Here is a 21052-nt window from a genome sequence, read left to right on the forward strand (position 1 = left end):
AAGACCAGATCCAGAACCCCACACCCATAGGGTCTGAGCCGGTCGCGGCCGAATCGTCCGCCCCGGCACAAGTAGGCTGTTGCACGCACGATTCCGCGAACCGAGAGTGAACGATGGCCGAGACCCAGACGGATGCCGCAGTCGAGCCGACCGCCGAGGAGATCTCGGAGCAGAAGGCCGTGCGGCTCGCCAAGCGCGAGCGGCTGATCGCGGCATCCGATGACCCCGGCCTCGGGGCGTACCCGGTGAGCCTGCCGATCACGGCGACCATCCCCGAGGTGCGCGACCGCTTCGTGGGCCTCGGCGTCGACGAGGCGAGCGGCGAGCGCGTCGGGCTCGCCGGCCGCGTCGTGTACTCGCGCAACACGGGCAAGCTCTGCTTCGCGACGCTCCAGTCGGGCGACGGCAGCCGCATCCAGGCGATGGTGTCGCTCGCCGAGGTGGGCGAGGAATCGCTCGCCGACTGGAAGGACCTCGTCGACCTCGGCGACCACGTCTTCGTCGCCGGCGAGGTGATCACGAGCCGCCGGGGCGAACTGTCGATCATGGCGACGGAGTGGCGCATCGCCGCGAAGGCGATCCTGCCGCTGCCGAACCTGCACCACGAGCTCTCCGAGGAGACGCGCGTTCGCAGCCGCTACCTCGACCTCATCGCGCGCGAGCAGGCGCGGCGCAACGTCATCGACCGCGCCGCGGTCAACGCGAGCCTGCGCTCGACGTTCGCGGGCCTCGGCTTCATCGAGGTCGAGACCCCGATGCTCCAGATCATGCACGGCGGGGCATCCGCCCGACCGTTCGTGACGCACTCGAACGCGTTCGACACCGAGCTCTTCCTGCGCATCGCTCCCGAGCTGTACCTGAAGCGCGCGGTCGTCGGCGGCATCGAGCGCGTGTTCGAGATCAACCGCAACTTCCGCAACGAGGGCGCCGACTCGACCCACAGTCCCGAGTTCGCGATGCTCGAGGCCTATCAGGCGTACACCGACTACCAGGGCATCGCCGACCTGACGCAGCAGCTCGTGCAGGACGCCGCGCTCGCCGTGTCGGGCTCGCACGTGGTGACCTGGGCGGACGGCACCGAGTTCGACCTCGGCGGCGAGTGGGAGCGGCTGTCGATGTACGACTCGCTCTCCGAGGCCGTGGGGGAGCAGATCACGGCGGAGACGCCGATGTCTCGCCTGAAGCAGCTCGCCGATGCGGTCGACATCGAGATCGACCACCCGCTGCCCGGCAAGTACGTCGAGGAGCTCTGGGAGCACCACGTGAAGCCGCGCCTCGAGCGGCCGACCTTCGTGATGGACTTCCCGCTCGACACGTCGCCGCTCGTGCGCCAGCACCGCTCCATTCCGGGCGTCGTCGAGAAGTGGGACCTGTACGTGCGCGGCTTCGAGCTCGCGACGGGCTACTCGGAGCTCGTCGACCCCGTCGTGCAGCGCGAACGCTTCGTCGAGCAGGCGAAGCTCGCCGCGGGCGGCGATCCCGAGGCCATGCGCCTCGACGAGGAGTTCCTGCGCGCGCTCGAGTTCGGCATGCCGCCGTCGGGCGGCATGGGCATGGGCATCGACCGGTTGCTCATGGCGATCACGGGGCTCGGCATCCGCGAGACGATCCTCTTCCCGCTGGTCAAGTGAGCGGATGCCCCGAATGAACGGATGCCGCGAATGAACGACTACCTCCCGAAGAAGGAGCTCGAGCCCGATCCCGACCCGAAACGCCCGTCGAACGCGCGGATCATGATCTGGATCGTGGTGGGCGCGATCGGCGTCTACCTGGTCGTCTCGGGCATCTGGGGCATCGTCACGGGCGGCTGACCGGGGTCGCGGGCCGCTGACCCGGGTCGCGGGCCGAGCTCCTCAGCCCGCGCTCCGCTCGAGGAAGATGACGCCGCGGTAGCCCGCGGCTCCCCATGCGGTCATGCGGTCGACGATCTCGCTGCCGATCGGCAGCAGGTGCGTGTCGACCCAGCTCTCGCCCTCCTCGGCGGTGATCCAGGGATCCTGGATGACGATCACGCCGTCGGCCGCGTGGTGTGCGAGCACCCAATGCGGCACCGCCTGGCCATCGTGCATCGGCCCCTCGTCGATGAGCAGCAGCGCGAGCGAGCCGCCCATGACGCGGTGCTCGATCTCGGAGATCGCGACCCGGTCGCGGCCGACCGTCAGGCCCATGGCTCCCGCCTGACGGAGCGACTCGGCCTGGAGTTCGGCCCGGAAGGCGTGGTCGAACCCGTCGCCGAACGACTCCAGCAGCACCGGACCGTCGTGATCGAGGTGCACCTCGACGACCCCGGCCGCCGACTCGCGCTGCAGCGCGACCGCCAGGCCGATGGGCTCGCATGCCGGGTAGTTGCTCGCCGCGCGCCAGAACGTGATCTCCCGGTCGCGACCGGCGGTTCCCCCGTGGCCGAATCCCGCTTCGCCGGCCGCCTCGGTGGCGAGGAGCGCGGCCACGGCCCCGCAGGTGAACTCCGTGGTCTGGGCGTAGTAGGGCGGTTCCATCGTCGGTTCGGCGCGCAGCCACCGCACCAACCCGCGCACCCCGCGGGTACCGGACGCCGAATCGTACGGGGGCGTCAGCTCGGTGAACCCGAGCCGGGCGGCGAACGGCGGCACCGGTTCATCCGTCGCCAGCTCCCACTTCACCGCCGCGTCTCCGGCGGCGACGGATTCCCGGATGAGACCCTCCACGAGGTCGGAGCCCGCGGAGTCGTCGATCGCCCAGTACGCCGCGATCTTGACGGCGAGCGTGTTCGGGCGGCGCGTGGTCAGCACCGCCGCGACGGGACGGTCACCGCGGCGGGCGGTGCGCACCGTGGGCCGGTAGGGATGTCGCGAGCGCAGCCAGCGATCGCCCGCGTCGCCGAGTGCGGCGAGCAGGTCGTCGTCGAGATCTGCCGGGCGGCGGGTTCCGACGGATGCGGTGGTCTCGGTCACGGGGTTCCTTTCGTTGCGACGCGGGTGGCCGCGCCGGTGTTCTCACGCGCAGCGGCGGCGACGAGCAAACGCGTGTACTCGTGCTCGGGCGCCTCGAGCACCTGTTCGCATGTGCCCTGTTCGACGACCCGACCGTCCCAGAGCACGGTCACGGTGTCGGCGATGCGTCGCACGACCGCCAGGTCATGCGAGATGAAGAGGATGGCGAGCCCGAGTTCGTCTCGAAGCCGCCCGAGCAGGTCGAGTACCTGCGCCTGCACCGAGACATCGAGCGCCGAGACCGACTCGTCGCAGATCAGCAGGCGGGGACGCGGGGCCAGCGCCCGGGCGATCGCGACGCGCTGTCGCTGCCCTCCCGAGAGCTCGGCCGGTCGCTTCGACGCGAACTCGGCGGGCAGGCCGACCTGTCCGAGGATGGCCCCGACTTCCGATGCCGGCCGGCCGACCGTGGCGAGAGCCTCCCGCAGGATCGCGCCGATCGTCATCATCGGGTTGAGCGAGGAGTACGGATCCTGGAAGACGATCTGCATCTGGTCGGGGGTGCGTGAACGACGCCCGGGCGAGAGCACGTCGCCGGCGAACCGGACGACGCCCGCATCCTCACGCTCGAGGCCGGCGATGCACCGGGCCAGGGTGCTCTTGCCCGATCCGGATTCGCCAACGATGCCGAGCACGGCACCGGCCGTGACCTGGACCGACACGTCGTCGAGCACCGGGCGATCGCCGAAGCGCTTGGCGATCCCCTCGGCGGCGAGGAGCGGTTCGCGATCGCCGCCCGCCGCCACGGGTCTCGCCGGACCCGGTGCGCCCAACGCCGGGTCGGCCGCGATGAGGGCTCGGGTGTAGGGATGCTGCGGATCGCTCAGCACCTCCGCGGTCGTGCCGCGTTCGACGACCTCGCCCCGGCACATCACGAGCACCCGTTCCGATCGGCCGCGCACGAGTCCGAGGTCGTGCGAGATGAGCAGCAGCGACATGGCCCGCGCGTCCTGCAACGCCCGGAGCAGGTCGAGGATCTCGGCCTGGTTGCTCGCGTCGAGGGCGGTGGTGGGCTCGTCGGCGATCAGGAGCGACGGATCGCTCGCGAGTGCCGCCGCGATCGCGACCCGCTGCCGCATGCCGCCCGACAGTTCGTGCGGATACGCGTGGGCCGCTCGCGCCGGCAGGCGCACCTCGTCGAGTCGCTCCGCGATCCGGCGAGACCGTTCCCTCCGGGGCAGGCGGCCCTGGATGGCGTCGATCGTCCAGCCGATCTGCTCGCCGCAGCGATGCACGGGCGACAGGCTCGTGAACGGGTCCTGCAGCAGGAGCGACACGCGTCGCCCGCGCAACGGCCGCCAGGCGGCATCCGGCTGGTCGAGTGCGACGACCTGATCGCCGGAGCGGAAGGTTCCCTCGGCACGGAAGCCGGCCGGCAGCAGTCCGATCAGGCTCTTCGCCGTGAGGGTCTTGCCGGAGCCCGACTCCCCGATGAGCGCGACGGTCTCGGCGGGCCTCAGCTCGAGGTCGAGCGGCCGCACGACCTCACCGGCCGGGCCGCTGATGCGCAGGCCGCGGATCTCGAGATGCGCGGTCATGCGCGCCTCCCCGACCGGGTGAGCCGTTGTCCCAGCCAGTCGCCCACGAGGTTCACGGAGCACGCCACGACGATGATCAGGAGCGCGGGGACGATCACGGCGGCCGGGTTGTCGAGCATGATCGCGCGCCCTTCGGTGAGCTGCCGGCCCCAATCCGGCGTGCCGGGCGGGACGCCCACGCCGAGGAACGACAACGACGAGAACGCGACGATCGCGAACGCGACGTTCAGCATGGCGTTGGTGATCACGAGGGTCGACACGTTCGGGAGGATGTGGCGGAACATGATGCGCGAGCGCGAGAGGGAGAGCATCTGCGCCGCCTCGATGTAGGGTCGCGCGGACTGCTCGAGGACCCCCGCACGCACGATCCGGATGTCGGAGGGCGAGAAGAGCAGGATCAGCAGCGCGACCGTCGCCCAGTAGCCGCCGCCGAAGACGCCCGACACGACGATGGCGGCGAGCAGCACGGGCAGCGCCAGCAGCAGGTCGGTCCATCGTCCGATCACGGTGTCGAGCCATCCGCGTTCGTACCCGGCGATCGTGCCGAGCAGCACGCCGAGGATCATCGAGCCGAGGGCGACGCAGATCGGCCCCACGAGTGCCGAGGCCGTGCCGGCGATGGTCAATGCCAGGATGTCGCGCCCGAGCTCGTCGGTGCCGAGGAGGTGGCCGTCGGCGCCGGGGGGAAGCAGGCTCGACATGATGTCCTGCCGGGTCGCGTCGGCCGCCACGAGCGGGGTGAGGGCGATCGCGGCGAGGGCGAGTGCGACCACCCCGAGCGAGAGGGCCACGGTCACGGGGAGGCGGGTCGGGCCGAAGACGATGCCGACCGGGCCGGGCGAGGTCATGCGGACACTCCCTTCGCGCGGACGCGTGGGTCGAGGAGCAGGTAGGCGAGGTCTGCGAGCAGGGCGATGACGGCGATGACCACGGCGATCAGGAGGGTCAGCGCCTGCACGACCGGCAGGTCCTTGTAGAGCACGGAGTCCTGGAGCAGCGTGCCGATGCCCGGGAGCGCGTAGGTCGTCTCGGCGAGCACCGTCCCGCCGACGAGGAAGGTGAGCACGAGACTCGCACCCGTGACGATCGGGATGGCGGCATTGCGGAGCGCGATGCGGTGCGTGGTGGCGTCGGTGATCCCGCGGGCCCGGGCCGCGGTGACGTAGTCCGCATCGAGTTCCCGGAGCATCGCGGCGCGGGTGAGCTTCAGGACGATGGCCCCGAGGCCGAGCGCGAGGGTCACCGCCGGGAGCACCAGGTGATGCAGCGTGTCGAGGCCGCCGTCGCCGGCGCCATATACGGGGAACACGGGCAGGTAGTACGCGAACACGTAGAGCAGCAGGAGGCCGACCGCGAACGTCGGTGCGCTCAGGCCGACGATCCCGAGCGCCGAGGCCACCCGGTCGACGACGCCGCCCGCGTGCACGGCGCTCTGCACGCCGAGCGGGATCGCCACGGCCAGTGCCAGCGCGAACGCCAGACCGGTGAGGGCGAGGGTGACGCCGAGACGGTCGGCGATGGCGTCCACGACGGGGGTCTGCAGGCGGATCGACTCGCCGAAGTCACCGCCGAGGGCGCCGCCGAGCCACTGGAGGTACTGCACCGGCAGGGGCTCGTCGAGGTGATACCGCGCTCGGATCGCCGCGATCGCGTCGGGCGACGACGGCCGATTCCCCAAGAGGTTCTTGACGAGGTCGCCGGGTGCCAGGTGGAGCATGGCGAAGACGACGATGGAGAGCACGAACAGGATGCCGAGCACGCCGAGCACGCGCACCGCCAGCATCCGGCCGAGGGGCCGGTGCCGGCGGGCGCGCGCCCGGCGCAGGGCGATCGGGTCCACTGCTAGCCGGCGGAGGGGTGGAGCGCGGTCGGCCAGGCCGAGATGAACGCGAACGAGCTGTACTCATCCATGCCGAGCTCGCGGGCGAACGCGGTCGCCGACTGCCCCCACCAGAGCGGGACGTTGACGATGTCCTCGGCCTGCAGGGTCTCGGCCTCGACGATCAGGTCGATCCGTGCCGCGGCATCCGACTCCGCACCGGCCTGGGCGAGCAGGTCGATGACCTCGGCGTTCTCGTAGTTCGAGAGGTTGCCGGCACCGAGCAGGTAGCTCGGCACCTCGGCGGGGTCGCCCAGCGTCGAGAAGTACCACATGAATCCGACGCCGTACTCGGAGCCCGGGTCGAGGCTCGCGAGCCACTCCTCGATCGGAACCTCGCGGACGTTCAGCGTCACGCCGATCTTCGCGAGGTTCTCGGCGAGCGCCTGTGCGGCGGTGCCGAGCTGCGGTCCCGTCGAGGGGGTGAGGAGTTCGGCCTCGAAACCGTCGGGGTGGGTCGAAGCTGCGAGCGCCTTCGCCGCCGCGTCGAGGTCGAAGTCGTACTGCGGGATCGACGCGAGCAGTTCGCGGGCCTCGTCGGCCGAGTAGACGGATCCGAGCGACTCCGGCGTCGCGATCGCGGTGGCGGCCTCGCCGTGTCCGCGCAGGACGCGTTCGACGACGGCGTCCCGATCGACGGCATGGGCGAACGCCTCGCGGACCTTGGGGTCGTCGAACGGGGCCAGCGCGGTGTTGAAGTACATCCCCACGTACGACAGGTCGTTCACGTATTCGACCCGCATCGTGTCGAGGCCCTCCCACTGGGTCGACTGCGCGAGGGGCACGTTGAACGCGAGATCCACGTCGCCGGACTGTGCGGCGAGCAGTCGCGTCGACTCGTCGGGGATGAACTCGACGCGGATCTTCTCGACCTCGGGCAGGTCGCCCCACCAGGTGTCGACCCGCTCGAAGCTCACGTGCGAGTCGGGTACGAAATCGGTCACGCGGTACGGGCCGGATCCGAGCAACAGCGCTTCGGAGGTCCCGACCTTGCCGTCGTGCTCATCCCAGAAGGCCTTGGAGGTGATGAAGGCCGCGCCGCCGGTGCTCATGTTCTTCGCGAATGCGGCGTCGGGGGCCGTGAGCGTGATCGTGACCTGCTCCTCACCGGTCTGCTCGATGGAGTCGACGCCGCTCAGGTAGTACGCGAGGCCGGGGGAGAGGGTTTCGTCACGAGCCTGTTCGAGGCTGAACACCACGTCCTCGGCCGTGACGGGCGTGCCGTCCTGGAACTTCGCGTCGTCACGGAGCTCGTAGACGTAGGTGATGTCGTCGACCTGCTCCCACGACTCGGCGAGCCCGGGCTGAAGCGCACCGTCGGCGTCGAGCGAGACGAGCCCCTCCTGGGTGATGGAGGCGATGTAGTAGTTCAGGATGCCGGCCTCCTGTCCGACGTAGAGGCTGGAGAGGGATCCCGGCATGGCGACCGTGATCGATTCGATGGTCGCGGCTTCGGCTTCATCCCCGGGTTGGGGGCTGGTGCACGCCGCGAGCAGCAACGCGCCGGCCGCGGCCGCGCTCGCGCGCGAGGTACGCGAAAGGGTGATGGACATGTCGGGACTCTCCAAGGGGGATCGGGACGGGGGAGTGGTGCGATGCGCCGGCACGCTGAAGCGTGACCGGTGCCCGAGCGCATGGTGTCGTCGTCGCGCGTCGAGCAGCGATTCCAGGTCGGTGGCCGTCGGTTGACGGTCGGCGAGGAACCGGAGGGCCGTCTCGACGGCCGGGATGTCGGCCGCTTCGACGAGTGTGGTCGCGAGCACCCGACGGGTGAGCGCGGGATCGAGGCCCACCGCGCGCACGCCGGCGGGCAGCACGAGTGCGGCGAGGCTGGACTCGGCCAGGAAGGCGATGCCGAGTCCCTCACCCACCAGCGCGAGCGCCGCCTGGGGACTCGAGACGCGATAGGCGGGCTCCTTGCCGCTCGCCCCGAGCCGCGCCACGACCTGGTCGCTCGCGGTCGCCGCGCCGCCGATCCACGGTCGGTCGGCGAGGACCGAGGGCTGCACGCGCGGGTCGGCCGGGGTGGCGTCGTCGTCGCGCACGATCGCCACGACTTCGTCCGCGAACAGGAAGCTCGATCGCAGGCCGTCGCGGCGGATCCGGGCGGCTCGATCGCGTTCGGCGGCGAATCGGCTCGTGAGTGCGATATCGGCGCGTCCCGCGCGGATGAGGTCGATCGCCTCGTCGGCGTCGGCCTCGATGAAGTCGGCCCGGACCCCGGAGTCCTCGGTGGCGAACCGCCCGAGGACCGGGGCGACGATGCCCGCGATCGCCCAGTCGGGGGCGGCGATGCGGACACTTCCGGCGCGCACGCCGAGCATGTCGGCGAGATCGGTCGCCGCCGCCGTGAGGCTGGCGTCGATTCGGGGCGCATGGGTCGCGAGGAGCGCACCGACCGGGGTGAGGCGTGCGGAGCGGGCAGAGCGGATGACGAGCGCGGCGCCCAGGCGGGCCTCGAGGCGCTGCACGTGCTGGGTGATGGTCGGCTGGCTGAAGCCGAGCGAACGAGCGGCTCCGCTGATGGAGCCGGTCTCGGCGATGGCCACGAGGATGCGGAGGGAATGCAGGTCGAGTGCGCGTGTCAGCGAATCGATCGCGGCTACCTCGAGGTCTTCCATAGTGAGAGGCTATAGATATCCCTGTTTCGATTGGGTAACAAAATGCAAACCCGGCGATCAGGCCGGCGACCGACCGAGGAGCGAACGGACATGACATCGGTGGAGGAACATCGCGAATGGCGCACTGCACGTGATCGCGCCGTCTGGTCGCGGTGGGGCATCGCCTCGCTCGCCCATACCCACTGGCTCGGCGCCGCACCGGTGGAGCTGCCCGGCCTTCCCGGTCGGTGGCGCGTCGAGGACGACACCGTGATCGGCGAGCCCGGGCCGGCCGGAGTTCCCGCGATGCTTGCGACGGGCGGCGAGCTCGAGTGCGGCAACCTGCTCCTGCGCGTCATCGAGCGCGACGGCGCGTTCGCGCTCCGGGTGTTCGATCCGGCCGCGGCGGCCCGTCGGGGGATCTCGGCGATCGAGTCCTTCCCGGTGTCCGACGCATGGGTCCGCGAGGGCCGGTTCGTCGCCGACGTGGACGCCGAGCCCGAGATGGTGATGGCGGTCGATCACCATGCCGTCCGGCACGACTTCGCCGGCACCGTGTCCTTCGAGCTCGGCGGTGTCGAGCTCGGCCTGCGCGTGACTCGCTCCGGCGTCGGGTTCAGCGCGGTGTTCTCGGATGCCACGAGCGGCGGCGAGAGCTATCGCTTCCGATTCCTCAGGCTTCCGGCGCCCGACTCCCACGGTCGCGTGCAGGTGGACCTCAACCGCGCCTACCTCCCGCCGTGCGCCTTCTCGGACGAGTATCTCTGCGTCATGCCGTCACCCGGCAATCGCTGGGCGGTGCCGATCCGCGCCGGCGAGCGCACGGTGTCGTGAGTCGTGCGGCGGGTCGGCCTCGATGGCGGCACGACGGCGGTGAGCTCCGGCTCCGGCCCGGATGGGTGGATTCCGAGGAATTGACCGTATCCTGATGGGACTATGGACGAATTCTGGGCGAACGCGATCTGGTCGCTCGCGCCGACGGTGCTCATCGGGCTCATCTTCTGGTTCGTGATGCGCGCGGTCATCCGCGCCGACCGCGGTGAGCGCAAGGCGTACGCCCGCATCGAGGCCGAGGAGCGCGCGAAGCTCGGTCGCGAACGCCCGGCCGGATGACGATCGACATCACGGCGACGACGATCACCGCGATCGTCGCCGCCGCCATCATCGTCGTCGACATCCTCATCCGCGTGGTCGCGGTCATCGTCGTTCCGCGCAATCGCCGCCCCACGGCGGGCATGGCGTGGCTGCTCGCCATCTTCTTCATCCCGGTCGTGGGCATCCTGCTCTTCCTGCTCATCGGCAGCCCGAAGCTGCCGAAGCACCGTCGAGAGAAGCAGGCCCAGGTCGACGAGTACATCCGCGACTCGACGCACGGCATCGAGCGTGTGAGCGACAGCACGACGTGGCCGACCTGGTTCGACGGTGTCGTGCGCCTGAACCGCAACCTCGGCGCGATGCCGCTGATCGGCTCGAACAGCGCGAGCCTGATCGGCGACTACCAGGGTTCGCTCGACGCGATGACGGAAGCGATCCGCGGCGCCGAGCGCTACGTGCACGTCGAGTTCTACATCTTCGCCTACGACCGCACCACGGCTCCGCTCTTCGACGCGCTCGGCGACGCCGTGGCACGCGGGGTCGAGGTGCGCGTGCTCCTCGACCACATCGCCTCGGCTCGCGTCGCGGGATACCGCAAGACCCTGCGGCGCCTCGACGACATGGGCGTGCGCTGGCAGCTCATGCTGCCGGTGCAACCGTGGCTCGGCAGGTATCAGCGCCCCGACCTTCGCAACCACCGCAAGCTCCTCGTCGTCGACGGAGCGATCGGCTTCATGGGGTCGCAGAACATCATCGACCGCTCGTACAACAAGCGCAGCAACATCCGTCGCGGCCTGAAGTGGAAGGAGCTCGTCGCCCGCGTCGAGGGTCCGATCGTCTCCGGCCTCGAAGCCATCTTCGCGACCGACTGGTACCTCGAGACCGGCGAGCCGCCGATGCGCGAGATCGTTCCGCTCGGCCAGGAGAGCGAGGCGCAGGGCCTCGACTGCCAGGTGGTGCCGAGCGGGCCGGGATACACGAACGAGAACAACCTCAAGCTCTTCCTCGCGCTCATGTACGCGGCGCGCGAGCGCATCATCCTCACCAGCCCGTACTTCGTGCCCGACGAGGCGATGCTCCGCGCGATCAGCGGCGCGACGCAGCGCGGGGTGCACGTCGAGCTCTTCGTCTCGGAGATCGGCGACCAGGCGCTCGTGTACCACGCGCAGCGGTCGTACTACGAGGCCCTCCTGCGCGCGGGCGTGAAGATCTGGCTGTACCAGGCGCCGTACATCCTGCACTCCAAGCACTTCACGATCGACGACGACGTCGCGGTGATCGGCTCGAGCAACATGGACATCCGCTCGTTCGAACTCAACATGGAGGTGTCGCTCCTCGTGCGCGGCGCCTCGTTCGTGCACGAGATGCGAGCGGTCGAAGCCGACTACCGCCGCAACAGCCGCGAACTCTCGCTCGACGAGTGGGAGCGCCAGCCGCTGCGCTCCACGGTGCTCGACAATCTCGCCAGGCTCACCTCGGCCCTGCAGTAGCGAGGGGGCGGATGCCGCGGCGACGCGCTTCACCGCACCGGGCTGCCGCGACGCGAGCCGTCACGACCGGGGCTTCAGCCGCACCGTGGGCAGCTCGGGTGCGGGCAGCGGGGCGCCCTCGTATCCGGTGACGGTGCCGAACCGCCCGTCGGGATTGTCGCGGCCGACGACGTCGGCCTGCCACTGCCGGCGATACTCCACGATCTCGTCGTGGCTGCGGCCGATGAAGTTCCACCACATCACGAGTTCCTCGCCGAACGGCACGCCGCCGAGCAGGACCACGCGCGCGGGCCCGCGGGGTGCGCTGACGGAGAGTCGTCGCCGCCCGGATTCGAGATAGACGAGTTCCGACCGTGCGACCTCGGTCGGGGCATCCGCGCCGTCGGCCGCGATGGCGACCGGGCCGACGTCGACGAGCACGCCGTGCTCGAACGACGGGTCGAGTTCGAACTCGACGCGTCCGGCGGCCGGCAGGTCGACCTGGGCGCCGAGCAGCGGCGAGAACACCGTGACGGCGGCGTCGCTGCCGGCGAGCGAGCCGACGAAGACGCGCACGGTGGCGTCGCCGATCGCGACGGGCACGGTCTCGGCGTGCTCGAAGAACGGGCCGATGTGGCGAGATGCATCGGGCAGCGCCACCCAGAGCTGCACGCCGTGCAGCCGCGTCGTGCCCGGCGTGGACACCTCGGAATGCGAGATCCCGCGACCCGCGGTCATCAGGTTCACCGCGCCCGGGCGCACGAGCTCGTGGCTGCCCGCACTGTCGCGGTGCTCGATCTCGCCCTCGAAGAGCCAGCTCACCGTCTGCAGCCCGGTGTGCGGATGCGGCGGCACCACCATGCCTCCCGAGACCGCGACGTCGTCGGGGCCGTAGTGATCCGCGAAGCACCAGGCGCCGATGGTCGTGCGACCACGCTGCGGGAGCGTGCGCCGCACGTTCATGGCGCGTGGTCCGCCGAGCGGCACCTCGCGCGGCTCGAGCACCTGCACGACCGGCCCGTCGGGCACGTCCGGCGGGCAGGTGAGCTCCACGGGATCGCGTTCGAGGTTGCTCATGTCGGGCATGCTACTCGCCTGCCGTGCCGCCGGTCGGCCGCCCCCGGAACCGCCACTCGGTGCCGCCGCCGCGCGGGTGCGCGACCCGATACCATGTGGGCATGGCATCCCTTCCTCTTCGCCGTGCCGGCCTCATGTCCGCGGCCGTGGCATCCGTGTTCCTGCTCTCCGCGTGCAACCCCGGCGGCGGCGCGATCGAGGACTACCGCGGGCTGCCGGTCAGCGACCACGCCGGCGACGCCGAGGGACACGAGGGCGCCGAGGACGAGGTGCAGGCGGCCTGGCTCCAGCAGGGCGGACAGATCGCGGTGACCATCCCGGGCAGCTCCACCTGCCCCGTCGTGGGCAGTGACATCCGGGTGCTCGACAGGGCCGGCGAGGGCAACCGGGTCGCGGTCGACGTCGTCGAACGCGACGAGGACGAGCCCTGCACGATGGACCTCGTGCCGCACACCACGGTGTTCTGGACCCCGGTCGATGTGACCACGACCGAGGAGCTCACGGTCGAGGTCGTGGGCGAGACCGTCACCGTTCCCGTCAAGTAACGGGCGACGGTCCGGGCGGTGCGAGGCGTGCGCTCGGTGGCGCTCGCTCCGGGCCGCGCGCCGGAGAGCTCGGCGACCTGGGCGGAAATGGCCGTGTGGGCCATCCCGGCCGCGCTGGCCCTCGGCCTGGGCCTGCATCGATCGGCGGGTACGCCCGTGTGGCGCGACGAGTACGCCACATCGGCCCATGCGGCGCTCGACGTTCCCGACCTCGTGGAGGCGGTGGGGCGGGTCGACGTGGTGTTCGGCCCCTACTACCTCCTGATGCACGTGATCGCGCCGGTGCTCGGCGGCGAGGGCCCGTGGCTGCGGCTCCCGTCGATCGTGGCGTTCGTCATCGCGACCGCCCTGGTCGGCGTTCTCGCACGGCGCTGGTGGGGGCTTCCCGCCGCGCTCGCGGCGGGCATCGCGTTCGCGGTGAATCCGGATCTGCTCGCCCAGGCCGCGAACGCCCGACCGTAGACGCTCTCGGTGATGTTCGTGCTCATCGCGGTGCTCGCGCTCGACGTGGCGCTGGACGGACCCGGGCGACGCGCCGCCTGGGTGGTCGCCGCGCTGGCGGGCGCGCTCGCGGTCGCGATGCACCTCTTCGCGGTGTTCGCCCTCGCGACGACCGCGGTCCTGCTCGTCGGACGGCGTCGTGCGGTCGCGACGTGGGCGCTCGCTGCCGTGCCGGCCGCAGCCGTCGCCGCCGTCATCGGCCTCGTCGGCGCCGGCCAACGGGGACAGTTGACCTGGCTGTCGGCCCCGGATGTCCGTGAGGCGGTCGCCATCCTGGCGGATGCGGCCGGAATCGGCACCGACCGCGCCGTCGTGTTCGACGCCATCCTCCTCGCCGTGCTGCTCGCGGTGCTGCTGCTCGCGCTGCTCGTGACGAGTCGATCGGGGGATCGCCACGTCGCCGGTGCCGACCGCGGCCCATGGGAACGTTCGAAGCCCGTGCTGTTCAGCGGTGCACTCCTCGTCGCGCCGTGGCTCGTGCTCGCCATCGGCTCGTGGCTGGTCGCACCGATGCTCACCGATCGCTACGTGCTCTGGTCCGCCGCCGGCGCCGCGTTCGTGATCGGCGCGGGCGTGCACGTGTGGACGCGGTCCCGCACGCCGGCCGCGATCACCGCGGGGATCCTGTCCGTCGCGCTGCTGGCCGCCTCGGCCGTGCTCTCGCTGGAGCGCGCGGCGCGCCTCGAGCCGCATGCCGGCGCACTCGAGCGAGTGGTCGGGGAACTTCGTGCCGATGCCCGGCCGGGCGATCGCGTCGCACTGGTGCAGCGGTACTGGGAGGGCGGCGTGGCCATGGAGTTCGCCGCGGCCGCGGAGGATGCGTCCTATGCCGCCGAGGTGATCGCCCGGCTACCCGACGGCGACCAGCCCTTCGTGGAGATGCGGCGCATCGCCTCGGTCGACCCGCTGCGCACGGAGTCCGACGCGATCGCGCCCGATACCGGAGACGTGGTCTGGCTGCTCACGATCTTCCCCCTGACCGACGAGGATCTCGACACGATCGATCCTCGCCTCGCCGCATGCCTGGCGGATCTCTCGCCGGAACAGACGAAGGAGATCGACGCCTTCCATCTCACGCGGGTGGTCTGCGGGGGCGACTGAGCGGCGCACGCAGCACGCAGTCCTGGTCAGCGCGCTGCTGCGCCGGGCGACGCCGCGGTCGCCGGCGACCGGATCACGAGGAGGTCGCCGACCTCGCACTCGAGCGCCTCGCAGATGGCCTGCAGCGTCGAGAAGCGGATGGCCCGCGCCCGGTCGTTCTTCAGGATGCTGAGGTTCACGACGCTCACGCCGACCAGTTCGCTGAGGCGCGTGAGTGTGAGGCCGCGTGACTCGAGCAGTTCATCGAGCCGGCAGTGGGTGTCGGATGCCTCGTCGGGCTCGGCCGGGGACATCAGACGAGTCCCGTGACGTCGCGCTGGAGGCGCTCGCGCTCCCGTTCGAGGCGGTTGCCGATCGCGAACACGGCGACGACGACGGCGAGCGCGAGGCCGACGAGGATCCAGATCCCCGAGATCGACCAGCCCCACGCCGTGCCGAGCGGGGTGTCGTGTCGCCCGCCGGTGATCACCTCGGTCGCCACGCCGTCGACGACATTCGCGAGCACTTCGGCGCCGGTGCCGACGATCACGAGCAGCACTGCGGTCACGGCGAGGACGATCGTGGTGGATCGGACGAACGGCTTACCCGATCGCAGGCGTAGGAGCACTGTCACGAATGCGCCGACGATCACGAGGAGGATCCCGAGGCTCACGAGGTGGTGGAGCAGCACGAGCGAACTCAGCCGCTCGGGGACGTCCTCGAGGAAGACCGTGACCTCGTTCGTCTGCCGCGCGTCCACGATCGTGCCGTCGGGTGGCTGCGGGAAGGTGATCTCACGGGGGTTGCCGGCGAGCGGCAGCGTGAAGAGGTAGAGGCCGTCGGTGAGCTTCTGCGACAGGGAGAGCCAGATCGACCAGACGGCGAATGCGACGACCAGCGCCGCGACCGCCAGCAGGAGGTCGATGGCGAACCGGTCGCCACGCGGGAGCCTGCGTGTCCGATCGGGGGACATGTCTGCGTTGCGGGGATCGATCACGAAACATCCTCCATATCGATTCTCGATAATAACGAATATCGATAAGCATCGCCGGTGATCGGTCGCGATGTCAAGTACGAGAGGCGCTGCGCCCACGGCGAACAGCGGCCCGCGCGGCATCCCGAGTGTTTACGCTCGATATATCGACGCCCCTGCCGAGAGGGGTCGTGAGGAGTTGAGATGTTCGAGAGATTCACCGACCGAGCCCGTCGTGTCGTCGTCCTGGCCCAAGAAGAGGCCAAGATGCTGAACCACAACTACATCGGCACCGAGCACATCCTGCTCGGCCTCATCCACGAGGGCGAGGGCGTGGCCGCCAAGGCGCTCGAATCGCTCGGGATCTCGCTCGACGCCGTGCGCGAGCAGGTGCAGGACATCATCGGCCAGGGGCAGCAGCAGCCGACCGGCCACATCCCGTTCACGCCGCGCGCCAAGAAGGTGCTCGAGCTCTCCCTCCGCGAGGCGCTCCAGCTCGGCCACAACTACATCGGCACCGAGCACATCCTGCTCGGCCTCATCCGCGAGGGCGAGGGCGTCGCCGCCCAGGTGCTCGTGAAGCTCGGCGCCGACCTCAACCGCGTCCGCCAGCAGGTGATCCAGCTCCTGTCCGGCTACCAGGGCAAGGAGCAGGTGCAGGTCGGCGCGAACGACCAGCAGCAGCCGCAGGGCGGCTCGCAGATCCTCGACCAGTTCGGCCGCAACCTCACGCAGGCCGCACGCGAGTCGAAGCTCGACCCGGTGATCGGGCGCGAGAAGGAGATCGAGCGGGTCATGCAGATCCTCTCCCGCCGCTCCAAGAACAACCCCGTGCTGATCGGCGAGCCGGGCGTGGGCAAGACCGCGGTCGTCGAAGGCCTCGCGCAGGCCATCGTCAAGGGCGAGGTCCCCGAGACGCTGAAGGACAAGCAGCTCTACTCGCTCGACCTCGGCTCGCTCATCGCGGGTTCCCGCTACCGCGGCGACTTCGAGGAGCGCCTGAAGAAGGTCACCAAGGAGATCCGCACCCGCGGCGACATCATCGTCTTCATCGACGAGATCCACACCCTGGTGGGTGCGGGCGCCGCCGAGGGCGCGATCGACGCGGCATCCATCCTGAAGCCGCTGCTCGCCCGCGGCGAGCTGCAGACCATCGGCGCCACCACCCTCGACGAGTACCGCAAGCACTTCGAGAAGGATGCCGCGCTCGAGCGTCGCTTCCAGCCCATCCAGGTGCAGGAGCCGTCGCTGCCGCACGCGATCAACATCCTCAAGGGCCTCCGCGACCGTTACGAGGCGCACCACAAGGTGTCCATCACCGACGGTGCCATCGTCGCGGCGGCGAACCTCGCCGACCGCTACATCAGCGACCGGTTCCTCCCCGACAAGGCGATCGACCTGATCGACGAGGCCGGCGCCCGCCTGCGCCTGTCGATCCTCTCGTCGCCGCCCGAGCTGCGCGAGTTCGACGAGAAGATCGCCGTGGTCCGCGCCGCGAAGGAGACCGCGATCGAGGAGCAGGACTTCGAGAAGGCCGCGTCGCTGCGCGACGAGGAGAAGAACCTGCTCGGCGAGCGCCTGCGCCTCGAGAAGCAGTGGAAGTCGGGCGACGTGAAGACCACCGCGGTCGTCGACGAGGGCCTGATCGCCGAGGTGCTCGCCCAGGCCACCGGCATCCCGGTGTTCAAGCTCACCGAGGAGGAGTCGTCGCGGCTCGTCTTCATGGAGAAGGCCCTGCACGAGCGCGTCATCGGCCAGGAGGAGGCCATCTCGGCCCTCGCCAAGACGATCCGCCGCACGCGCGCCGGCCTCAAGGACCCGAAGCGCCCCTCGGGCTCGTTCATCTTCGCCGGCCCCACGGGCGTCGGAAAGACCGAGCTCGCCAAGGCGCTCGCGGAGTTCCTCTTCGACGACGAGGCGGCGATGATCTCGCTCGACATGTCGGAGTACGGCGAGAAGCACACCGTCTCGCGACTGTTCGGTGCTCCTCCCGGGTTCGTCGGCTTCGAGGAGGGCGGCCAGCTCACCGAGAAGGTGCGTCGCAAGCCGTTCAGCGTCGTGCTCTTCGACGAGATCGAGAAGGCCCACCCCGACATCTTCAACTCGCTCCTCCAGATCCTGGAGGAGGGCCGTCTCACCGACGGCCAGGGTCGCGTGGTGGACTTCAAGAACACCGTCATCATCATGACGACGAACCTCGGCACGAAGGACATCTCGAGCGGGCCCGTCGGCTTCGCGATCGAGGGCGACACCCGCACGGGCTACGACCTCATGAGCGGCAAGGTGAAGGAGGAGCTGAAGAAGCACTTCAAGCCCGAGTTCCTGAACCGCGTCGACGAGATCATCGTGTTCCCGCAGCTGTCGAAGGAGGAGCTCCTCCAGATCGTCGACCTGTTCATCAAGCGCCTCGGCGAGCGCATGCTCGACCGCGACATGACGGTCGACCTCACCGTGCCGGCGAAGGAGCGCCTCATCGAGGTCGGGTTCGACCCGGCCCTCGGCGCCCGGCCGCTGCGCCGTGCGGTGCAGCACGAGATCGAGGACCGCCTGTCGGAGAAGATCCTGCACGGCGAGCTCAACTCGGGCGACCACGTGCACGTCGACTTCAAGGACGGCGAGTTCGTGTTCACCACGTCGCAGCGTGCGCTGCCCGTGGGCGTGGGCGTGAACACGGGCGCCGCGATCGGCACGGGCCCGGTGAGCCCCGACCTCGCCGCGGCATCCGGCGAGTAGACACGACCCGAACGAGGGCGGATGCCGCGGCATCCGCCCTCGTCGTCTGCGCCTACGATGATCGGATGACCACTTCGTCCGGCTCAGGGACCTTCGCGGTGCGCCGTGCGCGCACGAGCGATGTGCCGAAGATCCTCGCGGTCGTGGAACCGCTCGTCTCCCGACGCATCCTGCTCGGCAAGGAGCGCGTCGACCTGTACGGCGACGTGCAGGAGTTCCGGGTCGCCGAGTCGAGCGACGGCACCCTCATCGGGGCCGGCGCGCTGCACGTCATGTGGGAGGACCTGGGCGAGGTGCGCACGCTCGCCGTGGACGAACGCTGGCTCGGCCGGGGCGTCGGGCACGCGTTGCTCGAGGCGCTCGAGGAGGACGCCCGCGAACTCGGCCTGAAGCGACTGTTCTGCCTGACGTTCGAGGTCGAGTTCTTCGGACGCCACGGCTTCGAGGACATGGGCTCGGAGACGGTCGACCCCGAGGTGTACGCCGAACTGGTGCGCTCGCACGACGAGGGCGTCGCCGAGTTCCTCGACCTCGCGCGCGTGAAGCAGAACACCCTCGGCAACACCCGCATGCTGAAGCTTCTCTGAGAGCGATTCGGCACGCCGACCGGATGCCGCCCGCGGGGGCATCCCGGCCGTACCCTGTGACCATGTCGACGAATCCCGCTCCGGTGCGGCGGCAACCGCCGCAGGTGTACCGGCGGCGTCGGCTGATCGTGCTGCTCGGTCTCATCGCCGTCATCGTCACCGTCGTGCTCATCATCGTGCGACCGGGTTCGAGTCAGGGCGATGAATCGGATGTCCCGGGCGCGACGGATCCGACGGCCTCGCCAAGCACCACGACCGCGATCCCGACCGAGCCCACGGCCGCCGACGGCGACGCCTGCGCGACGAAGAACATCGTGGTCGAGGCGGTCACCGACAAGTCCGGCTACGAGGCCGGGGAGCAGCCGCAGCTGTCGGTCACGATCACGAACATCGGGAAGAACATCTGCGTGCTGAACGCCGGCACGAAGGCGCAGGTGTTCACGATCACGAGCGGCGACGAGATCTACTGGCTGTCGACTGACTGCCAGGTCGACGCGATCGACGCCGAGGTGTCGCTGACGCCGGGCACCCCGGTCAGCTCGAGCGTGCCGATCGTCTGGGACCGCACCCGTTCGAGTGTCGAGACCTGCGATGGGCCGCGCGAGGCGGTGCCCGCCGGCGGCGCGTCGTATCACCTCGCGGTCTCGGTCGACGGGTTCGAGTCGGCCGCGAAGAAGCAGTTCCTGCTGTACTGACGCGGGTCGCGCGGGACCCGGGCCGCGGCGGAAGTGCGAGACGCCTCGGACTGGCGCCGCCCCGCAATCAGGGGCAGAGTAGGTCGTGGGAAGCATTCGGGTTGGAGCCAGCGTGGGCGTATTCGTGTACGACCGTGACGTCGAGGTGGACATCGAGGATCGCACCCTCGCGCACCTGCAGGTCGTCATCATCGACAAACTTCGGCGGCAGGAGCGGTTCCCGCTCGTGCTCCAGGACGGCAAGCAGGAGCGGGTCATCTGGATGAGCCCCGAGACGCCGCTGCAGTTCGTGTACCACGGCAACCGCCACCCGGTGCTGAACCGGGCCTGGCTCGAGGTGCTCGCGGAGGCGGCCGGGTCGACGCAGGGGCTGACCGTGGTTCCCGAGCCGCCGATGTAGCCGCGCGGCGGTCGCGTCAATCCCCTCCCGCGGCTCCGGGCTGCGTTCTATCGTTCCCTCGTGCGCCGAACCGCCCGATCCGATCGCAGGCTCGACTCCCTGAAGGCACTGGAGTCGGAGCTGGGAACGGCGCCGCTGTACGTCAGGTACTCGCGAGGGCCGGATCACGATCTCCGGCAGACGTCGATCGACACGGAGAGCGGCCTCGAACTGCCCGGGCTCTCGGTGAACCCCCTCGATCCGGAGCCGTGGTGGACGAGACCGACCTCCGACTGGCTCGCGCGACAGCTGTGCCAGTACAAGCACCTGCGCGACCGCAATCCCGACCGCATCGCGTGGGTCCTGCGCGGCACGATCGTGGGACGCGGTCCCGACTGCGAGCCGCTGCTCGCCGACGTCGAGTTCATCGCAGAGCTCGGCGACGACCTCCTCGCGGAGGCGGAGCGACGCTACCACGAGCACTTCGCCGCCGGTGTCGGCCCGGAGGGGCGGGAGCCGTGACGGCCTGCCAGCGGGTCGGCCGCACGAGGCTTGATCGCGGAGGCGGAGGAGCGGAGACTCGTCGCATGCACATCGAAGAGGAAGCGCAGGCCCTCGATCGCGTGGTGGATCGCCTCGCGGAGCGGTTCCCCAGCGTGACCCGGGAGCAGGTCGCGGCCATCGTGGCGGAGGAGCATCTCGAGCTCGAGGGGAATCCGATCCGCGACTTCGTGCCGGTGCTCGTGGAGCACGAGGCGCGTGAGCGACTGCGGGCCTCGGGAGCGGCGCCGATCCGGGTCGGTGCGGATGCCGCAGTCGATATCGCGGACGCCGACCGTCTCGAGGCGGCGGAACGACGGCGTGACGAGCTCGACCCGGCGCAACGCCTCGGCCTGCTGAACGGCGACCTCGGCGGATCCTGACGAGTG

General features: G+C 70.2%; 22 protein-coding genes. 14 read left to right on the plus strand and 8 right to left on the minus strand.

Features of this window, described 5'->3' with window-relative positions; genetic code table 11:
* Window positions 1-113: 113 nt before the first annotated feature.
* Window positions 114-1631, plus strand: a complete 1518-nt coding sequence (gene lysS / locus EZM51_RS19510) for a lysine--tRNA ligase (RefSeq protein ID WP_136709983.1) — start codon at window positions 114-116, stop codon at window positions 1629-1631.
* Between the two features lie 30 nt (window positions 1632-1661).
* Window positions 1662-1811, plus strand: a complete 150-nt coding sequence (locus tag EZM51_RS20735; protein ID WP_169054003.1) for a hypothetical protein — start codon at window positions 1662-1664, stop codon at window positions 1809-1811.
* A 42-nt stretch (window positions 1812-1853) separates the two neighbouring features.
* On the opposite strand, the gene EZM51_RS19515 is transcribed toward EZM51_RS20735, so the two are convergent.
* The 5 genes from EZM51_RS19515 to EZM51_RS19535 are packed head-to-tail and all read right to left on the minus strand — an operon-like array spanning window position 1854 to window position 9010.
* On the minus strand, window positions 1854-2933 hold the full coding sequence (locus tag EZM51_RS19515; RefSeq protein ID WP_136709984.1) for a peptidase C39 family protein: 1080 nt from the start codon (window positions 2931-2933) through the stop codon (window positions 1854-1856).
* On the minus strand, window positions 2930-4510 hold the full coding sequence (locus EZM51_RS19520; protein WP_136709985.1) for an ABC transporter ATP-binding protein: 1581 nt from the start codon (window positions 4508-4510) through the stop codon (window positions 2930-2932). Before EZM51_RS19520 ends, EZM51_RS19515 begins: the two co-directional genes overlap by 4 nt.
* Window positions 4507-5358 (minus strand): ABC transporter permease, encoded by an 852-nt coding sequence (locus EZM51_RS19525; protein ID WP_136709986.1) that lies wholly within the window; start codon window positions 5356-5358, stop codon window positions 4507-4509. The genes EZM51_RS19520 and EZM51_RS19525 overlap by 4 nt, the downstream gene beginning before the upstream one ends.
* On the minus strand, window positions 5355-6350 hold the full coding sequence (locus EZM51_RS19530) for an ABC transporter permease (RefSeq protein WP_248305750.1): 996 nt from the start codon (window positions 6348-6350) through the stop codon (window positions 5355-5357). Before EZM51_RS19530 ends, EZM51_RS19525 begins: the two co-directional genes overlap by 4 nt.
* Window positions 6351-6352: 2 nt before the next feature.
* Window positions 6353-9010 (minus strand): ABC transporter substrate-binding protein, encoded by a 2658-nt coding sequence (locus tag EZM51_RS19535; protein WP_136709987.1) that lies wholly within the window; start codon window positions 9008-9010, stop codon window positions 6353-6355.
* Window positions 9011-9100: 90 nt separating this feature from the next.
* Between EZM51_RS19535 and EZM51_RS19540 the strand changes: the two genes are divergently transcribed.
* The 3 genes from EZM51_RS19540 to cls all read left to right on the plus strand — a co-directional run bounded on the left by EZM51_RS19540 (window position 9101) and on the right by cls (window position 11574).
* Window positions 9101-9823, plus strand: coding sequence for a DUF1684 domain-containing protein (locus EZM51_RS19540; RefSeq protein WP_169054004.1), 723 nt, complete (start codon window positions 9101-9103; stop codon window positions 9821-9823).
* A gap of 102 nt (window positions 9824-9925) precedes the next feature.
* Complete coding sequence (locus EZM51_RS20740) at window positions 9926-10102, plus strand: hypothetical protein (protein WP_169054005.1); 177 nt, start codon at window positions 9926-9928, stop codon at window positions 10100-10102.
* Entirely contained in the window at window positions 10099-11574 is a 1476-nt protein-coding gene (gene cls / locus EZM51_RS19545) for a cardiolipin synthase (RefSeq protein ID WP_136709989.1), read from the plus strand. Before EZM51_RS20740 ends, cls begins: the two co-directional genes overlap by 4 nt.
* Before the next feature lie 60 nt (window positions 11575-11634).
* Here cls and EZM51_RS19550 read toward each other — a convergent pair whose 3' ends face one another.
* Window positions 11635-12630, minus strand: a complete 996-nt coding sequence (locus EZM51_RS19550; RefSeq protein ID WP_136709990.1) for a pirin family protein — start codon at window positions 12628-12630, stop codon at window positions 11635-11637.
* 101 nt (window positions 12631-12731) lie between these two features.
* Between EZM51_RS19550 and EZM51_RS19555 the strand changes: the two genes are divergently transcribed.
* From EZM51_RS19555 to EZM51_RS19565, 3 genes are read left to right on the plus strand one after another with little or no spacing between them, the layout of a single operon-like run.
* The gene (locus EZM51_RS19555; protein WP_136709991.1) at window positions 12732-13175 is read left to right on the plus strand and encodes a hypothetical protein; all 444 of its coding nucleotides are present in this window, start codon (window positions 12732-12734) and stop codon (window positions 13173-13175) included.
* A 36-nt stretch (window positions 13176-13211) separates the two neighbouring features.
* On the plus strand, window positions 13212-13637 hold the full coding sequence (locus tag EZM51_RS19560; protein WP_136709992.1) for a hypothetical protein: 426 nt from the start codon (window positions 13212-13214) through the stop codon (window positions 13635-13637).
* A gap of 12 nt (window positions 13638-13649) precedes the next feature.
* On the plus strand, window positions 13650-14777 hold the full coding sequence (locus EZM51_RS19565; RefSeq protein WP_136709993.1) for a hypothetical protein: 1128 nt from the start codon (window positions 13650-13652) through the stop codon (window positions 14775-14777).
* 26 nt (window positions 14778-14803) lie between these two features.
* On the opposite strand, the gene EZM51_RS19570 is transcribed toward EZM51_RS19565, so the two are convergent.
* Both EZM51_RS19570 and EZM51_RS19575 read right to left on the minus strand, forming a co-directional pair.
* Window positions 14804-15070, minus strand: coding sequence for a helix-turn-helix domain-containing protein (locus EZM51_RS19570; protein ID WP_136709994.1), 267 nt, complete (start codon window positions 15068-15070; stop codon window positions 14804-14806).
* The gene (locus EZM51_RS19575; RefSeq protein WP_136709995.1) at window positions 15070-15753 is read right to left on the minus strand and encodes a hypothetical protein; all 684 of its coding nucleotides are present in this window, start codon (window positions 15751-15753) and stop codon (window positions 15070-15072) included. Before EZM51_RS19575 ends, EZM51_RS19570 begins: the two co-directional genes overlap by 1 nt.
* 180 nt (window positions 15754-15933) lie before the next feature.
* Between EZM51_RS19575 and EZM51_RS19580 the strand changes: the two genes are divergently transcribed.
* The 6 genes from EZM51_RS19580 (at window position 15934) to EZM51_RS20895 (ending at window position 21046) form a co-directional block, all read left to right on the plus strand.
* Complete coding sequence (locus EZM51_RS19580) at window positions 15934-18462, plus strand: ATP-dependent Clp protease ATP-binding subunit (protein WP_136709996.1); 2529 nt, start codon at window positions 15934-15936, stop codon at window positions 18460-18462.
* 65 nt (window positions 18463-18527) lie between these two features.
* On the plus strand, window positions 18528-19049 hold the full coding sequence (locus EZM51_RS19585) for an amino-acid N-acetyltransferase (protein ID WP_136709997.1): 522 nt from the start codon (window positions 18528-18530) through the stop codon (window positions 19047-19049).
* Window positions 19050-19111: 62 nt separating this feature from the next.
* Window positions 19112-19744: a hypothetical protein gene (locus tag EZM51_RS19590; protein ID WP_136709998.1), complete on the plus strand. Its 633-nt coding sequence runs from the start codon at window positions 19112-19114 to the stop codon at window positions 19742-19744.
* Between the two features lie 112 nt (window positions 19745-19856).
* Window positions 19857-20144, plus strand: a complete 288-nt coding sequence (locus tag EZM51_RS19595) for an ATP-dependent DNA ligase (RefSeq protein ID WP_136709999.1) — start codon at window positions 19857-19859, stop codon at window positions 20142-20144.
* A 60-nt stretch (window positions 20145-20204) separates the two neighbouring features.
* Window positions 20205-20645, plus strand: coding sequence for a DUF6098 family protein (locus EZM51_RS19600; RefSeq protein ID WP_248305751.1), 441 nt, complete (start codon window positions 20205-20207; stop codon window positions 20643-20645).
* A gap of 65 nt (window positions 20646-20710) precedes the next feature.
* Window positions 20711-21046, plus strand: coding sequence for a hypothetical protein (locus tag EZM51_RS20895; protein WP_211195997.1), 336 nt, complete (start codon window positions 20711-20713; stop codon window positions 21044-21046).
* Window positions 21047-21052 lie beyond the last annotated feature (6 nt).

Source organism: Agromyces sp. H66, from assembly GCF_004959775.1.
Lineage (GTDB): Bacteria > Actinomycetota > Actinomycetes > Actinomycetales > Microbacteriaceae > Agromyces.

Excerpts from the sequence above, each read along its gene's own strand:
- EZM51_RS19585 (WP_136709997.1), top strand. The coding sequence starts at position 18,528 with ATGACCACTTCGTCCGGCTCAGGGACCTTCGCGGTGCGCCGTGCGCGC.
- lysS (WP_136709983.1), top strand. The coding sequence starts at position 114 with ATGGCCGAGACCCAGACGGATGCCGCAGTCGAGCCGACCGCCGAGGAG.
- EZM51_RS19540 (WP_169054004.1), top strand. The coding sequence starts at position 9,101 with ATGACATCGGTGGAGGAACATCGCGAATGGCGCACTGCACGTGATCGC.
- EZM51_RS20735 (WP_169054003.1), top strand. The coding sequence starts at position 1,662 with ATGAACGACTACCTCCCGAAGAAGGAGCTCGAGCCCGATCCCGACCCG.
- EZM51_RS19570 (WP_136709994.1), bottom strand. The coding sequence starts at position 15,070 with ATGTCCCCGGCCGAGCCCGACGAGGCATCCGACACCCACTGCCGGCTC.
- EZM51_RS20895 (WP_211195997.1), top strand. The coding sequence starts at position 20,711 with ATGCACATCGAAGAGGAAGCGCAGGCCCTCGATCGCGTGGTGGATCGC.
- EZM51_RS19550 (WP_136709990.1), bottom strand. The coding sequence starts at position 12,630 with ATGAGCAACCTCGAACGCGATCCCGTGGAGCTCACCTGCCCGCCGGAC.
- EZM51_RS19565 (WP_136709993.1), top strand. The coding sequence starts at position 13,650 with ATGTTCGTGCTCATCGCGGTGCTCGCGCTCGACGTGGCGCTGGACGGA.
- EZM51_RS19520 (WP_136709985.1), bottom strand. The coding sequence starts at position 4,510 with ATGACCGCGCATCTCGAGATCCGCGGCCTGCGCATCAGCGGCCCGGCC.
- EZM51_RS20740 (WP_169054005.1), top strand. The coding sequence starts at position 9,926 with ATGGACGAATTCTGGGCGAACGCGATCTGGTCGCTCGCGCCGACGGTG.
- EZM51_RS19580 (WP_136709996.1), top strand. The coding sequence starts at position 15,934 with ATGTTCGAGAGATTCACCGACCGAGCCCGTCGTGTCGTCGTCCTGGCC.
- EZM51_RS19555 (WP_136709991.1), top strand. The coding sequence starts at position 12,732 with ATGGCATCCCTTCCTCTTCGCCGTGCCGGCCTCATGTCCGCGGCCGTG.
- EZM51_RS19525 (WP_136709986.1), bottom strand. The coding sequence starts at position 5,358 with ATGACCTCGCCCGGCCCGGTCGGCATCGTCTTCGGCCCGACCCGCCTC.
- cls (WP_136709989.1), top strand. The coding sequence starts at position 10,099 with ATGACGATCGACATCACGGCGACGACGATCACCGCGATCGTCGCCGCC.
- EZM51_RS19535 (WP_136709987.1), bottom strand. The coding sequence starts at position 9,010 with ATGGAAGACCTCGAGGTAGCCGCGATCGATTCGCTGACACGCGCACTC.
- EZM51_RS19590 (WP_136709998.1), top strand. The coding sequence starts at position 19,112 with ATGTCGACGAATCCCGCTCCGGTGCGGCGGCAACCGCCGCAGGTGTAC.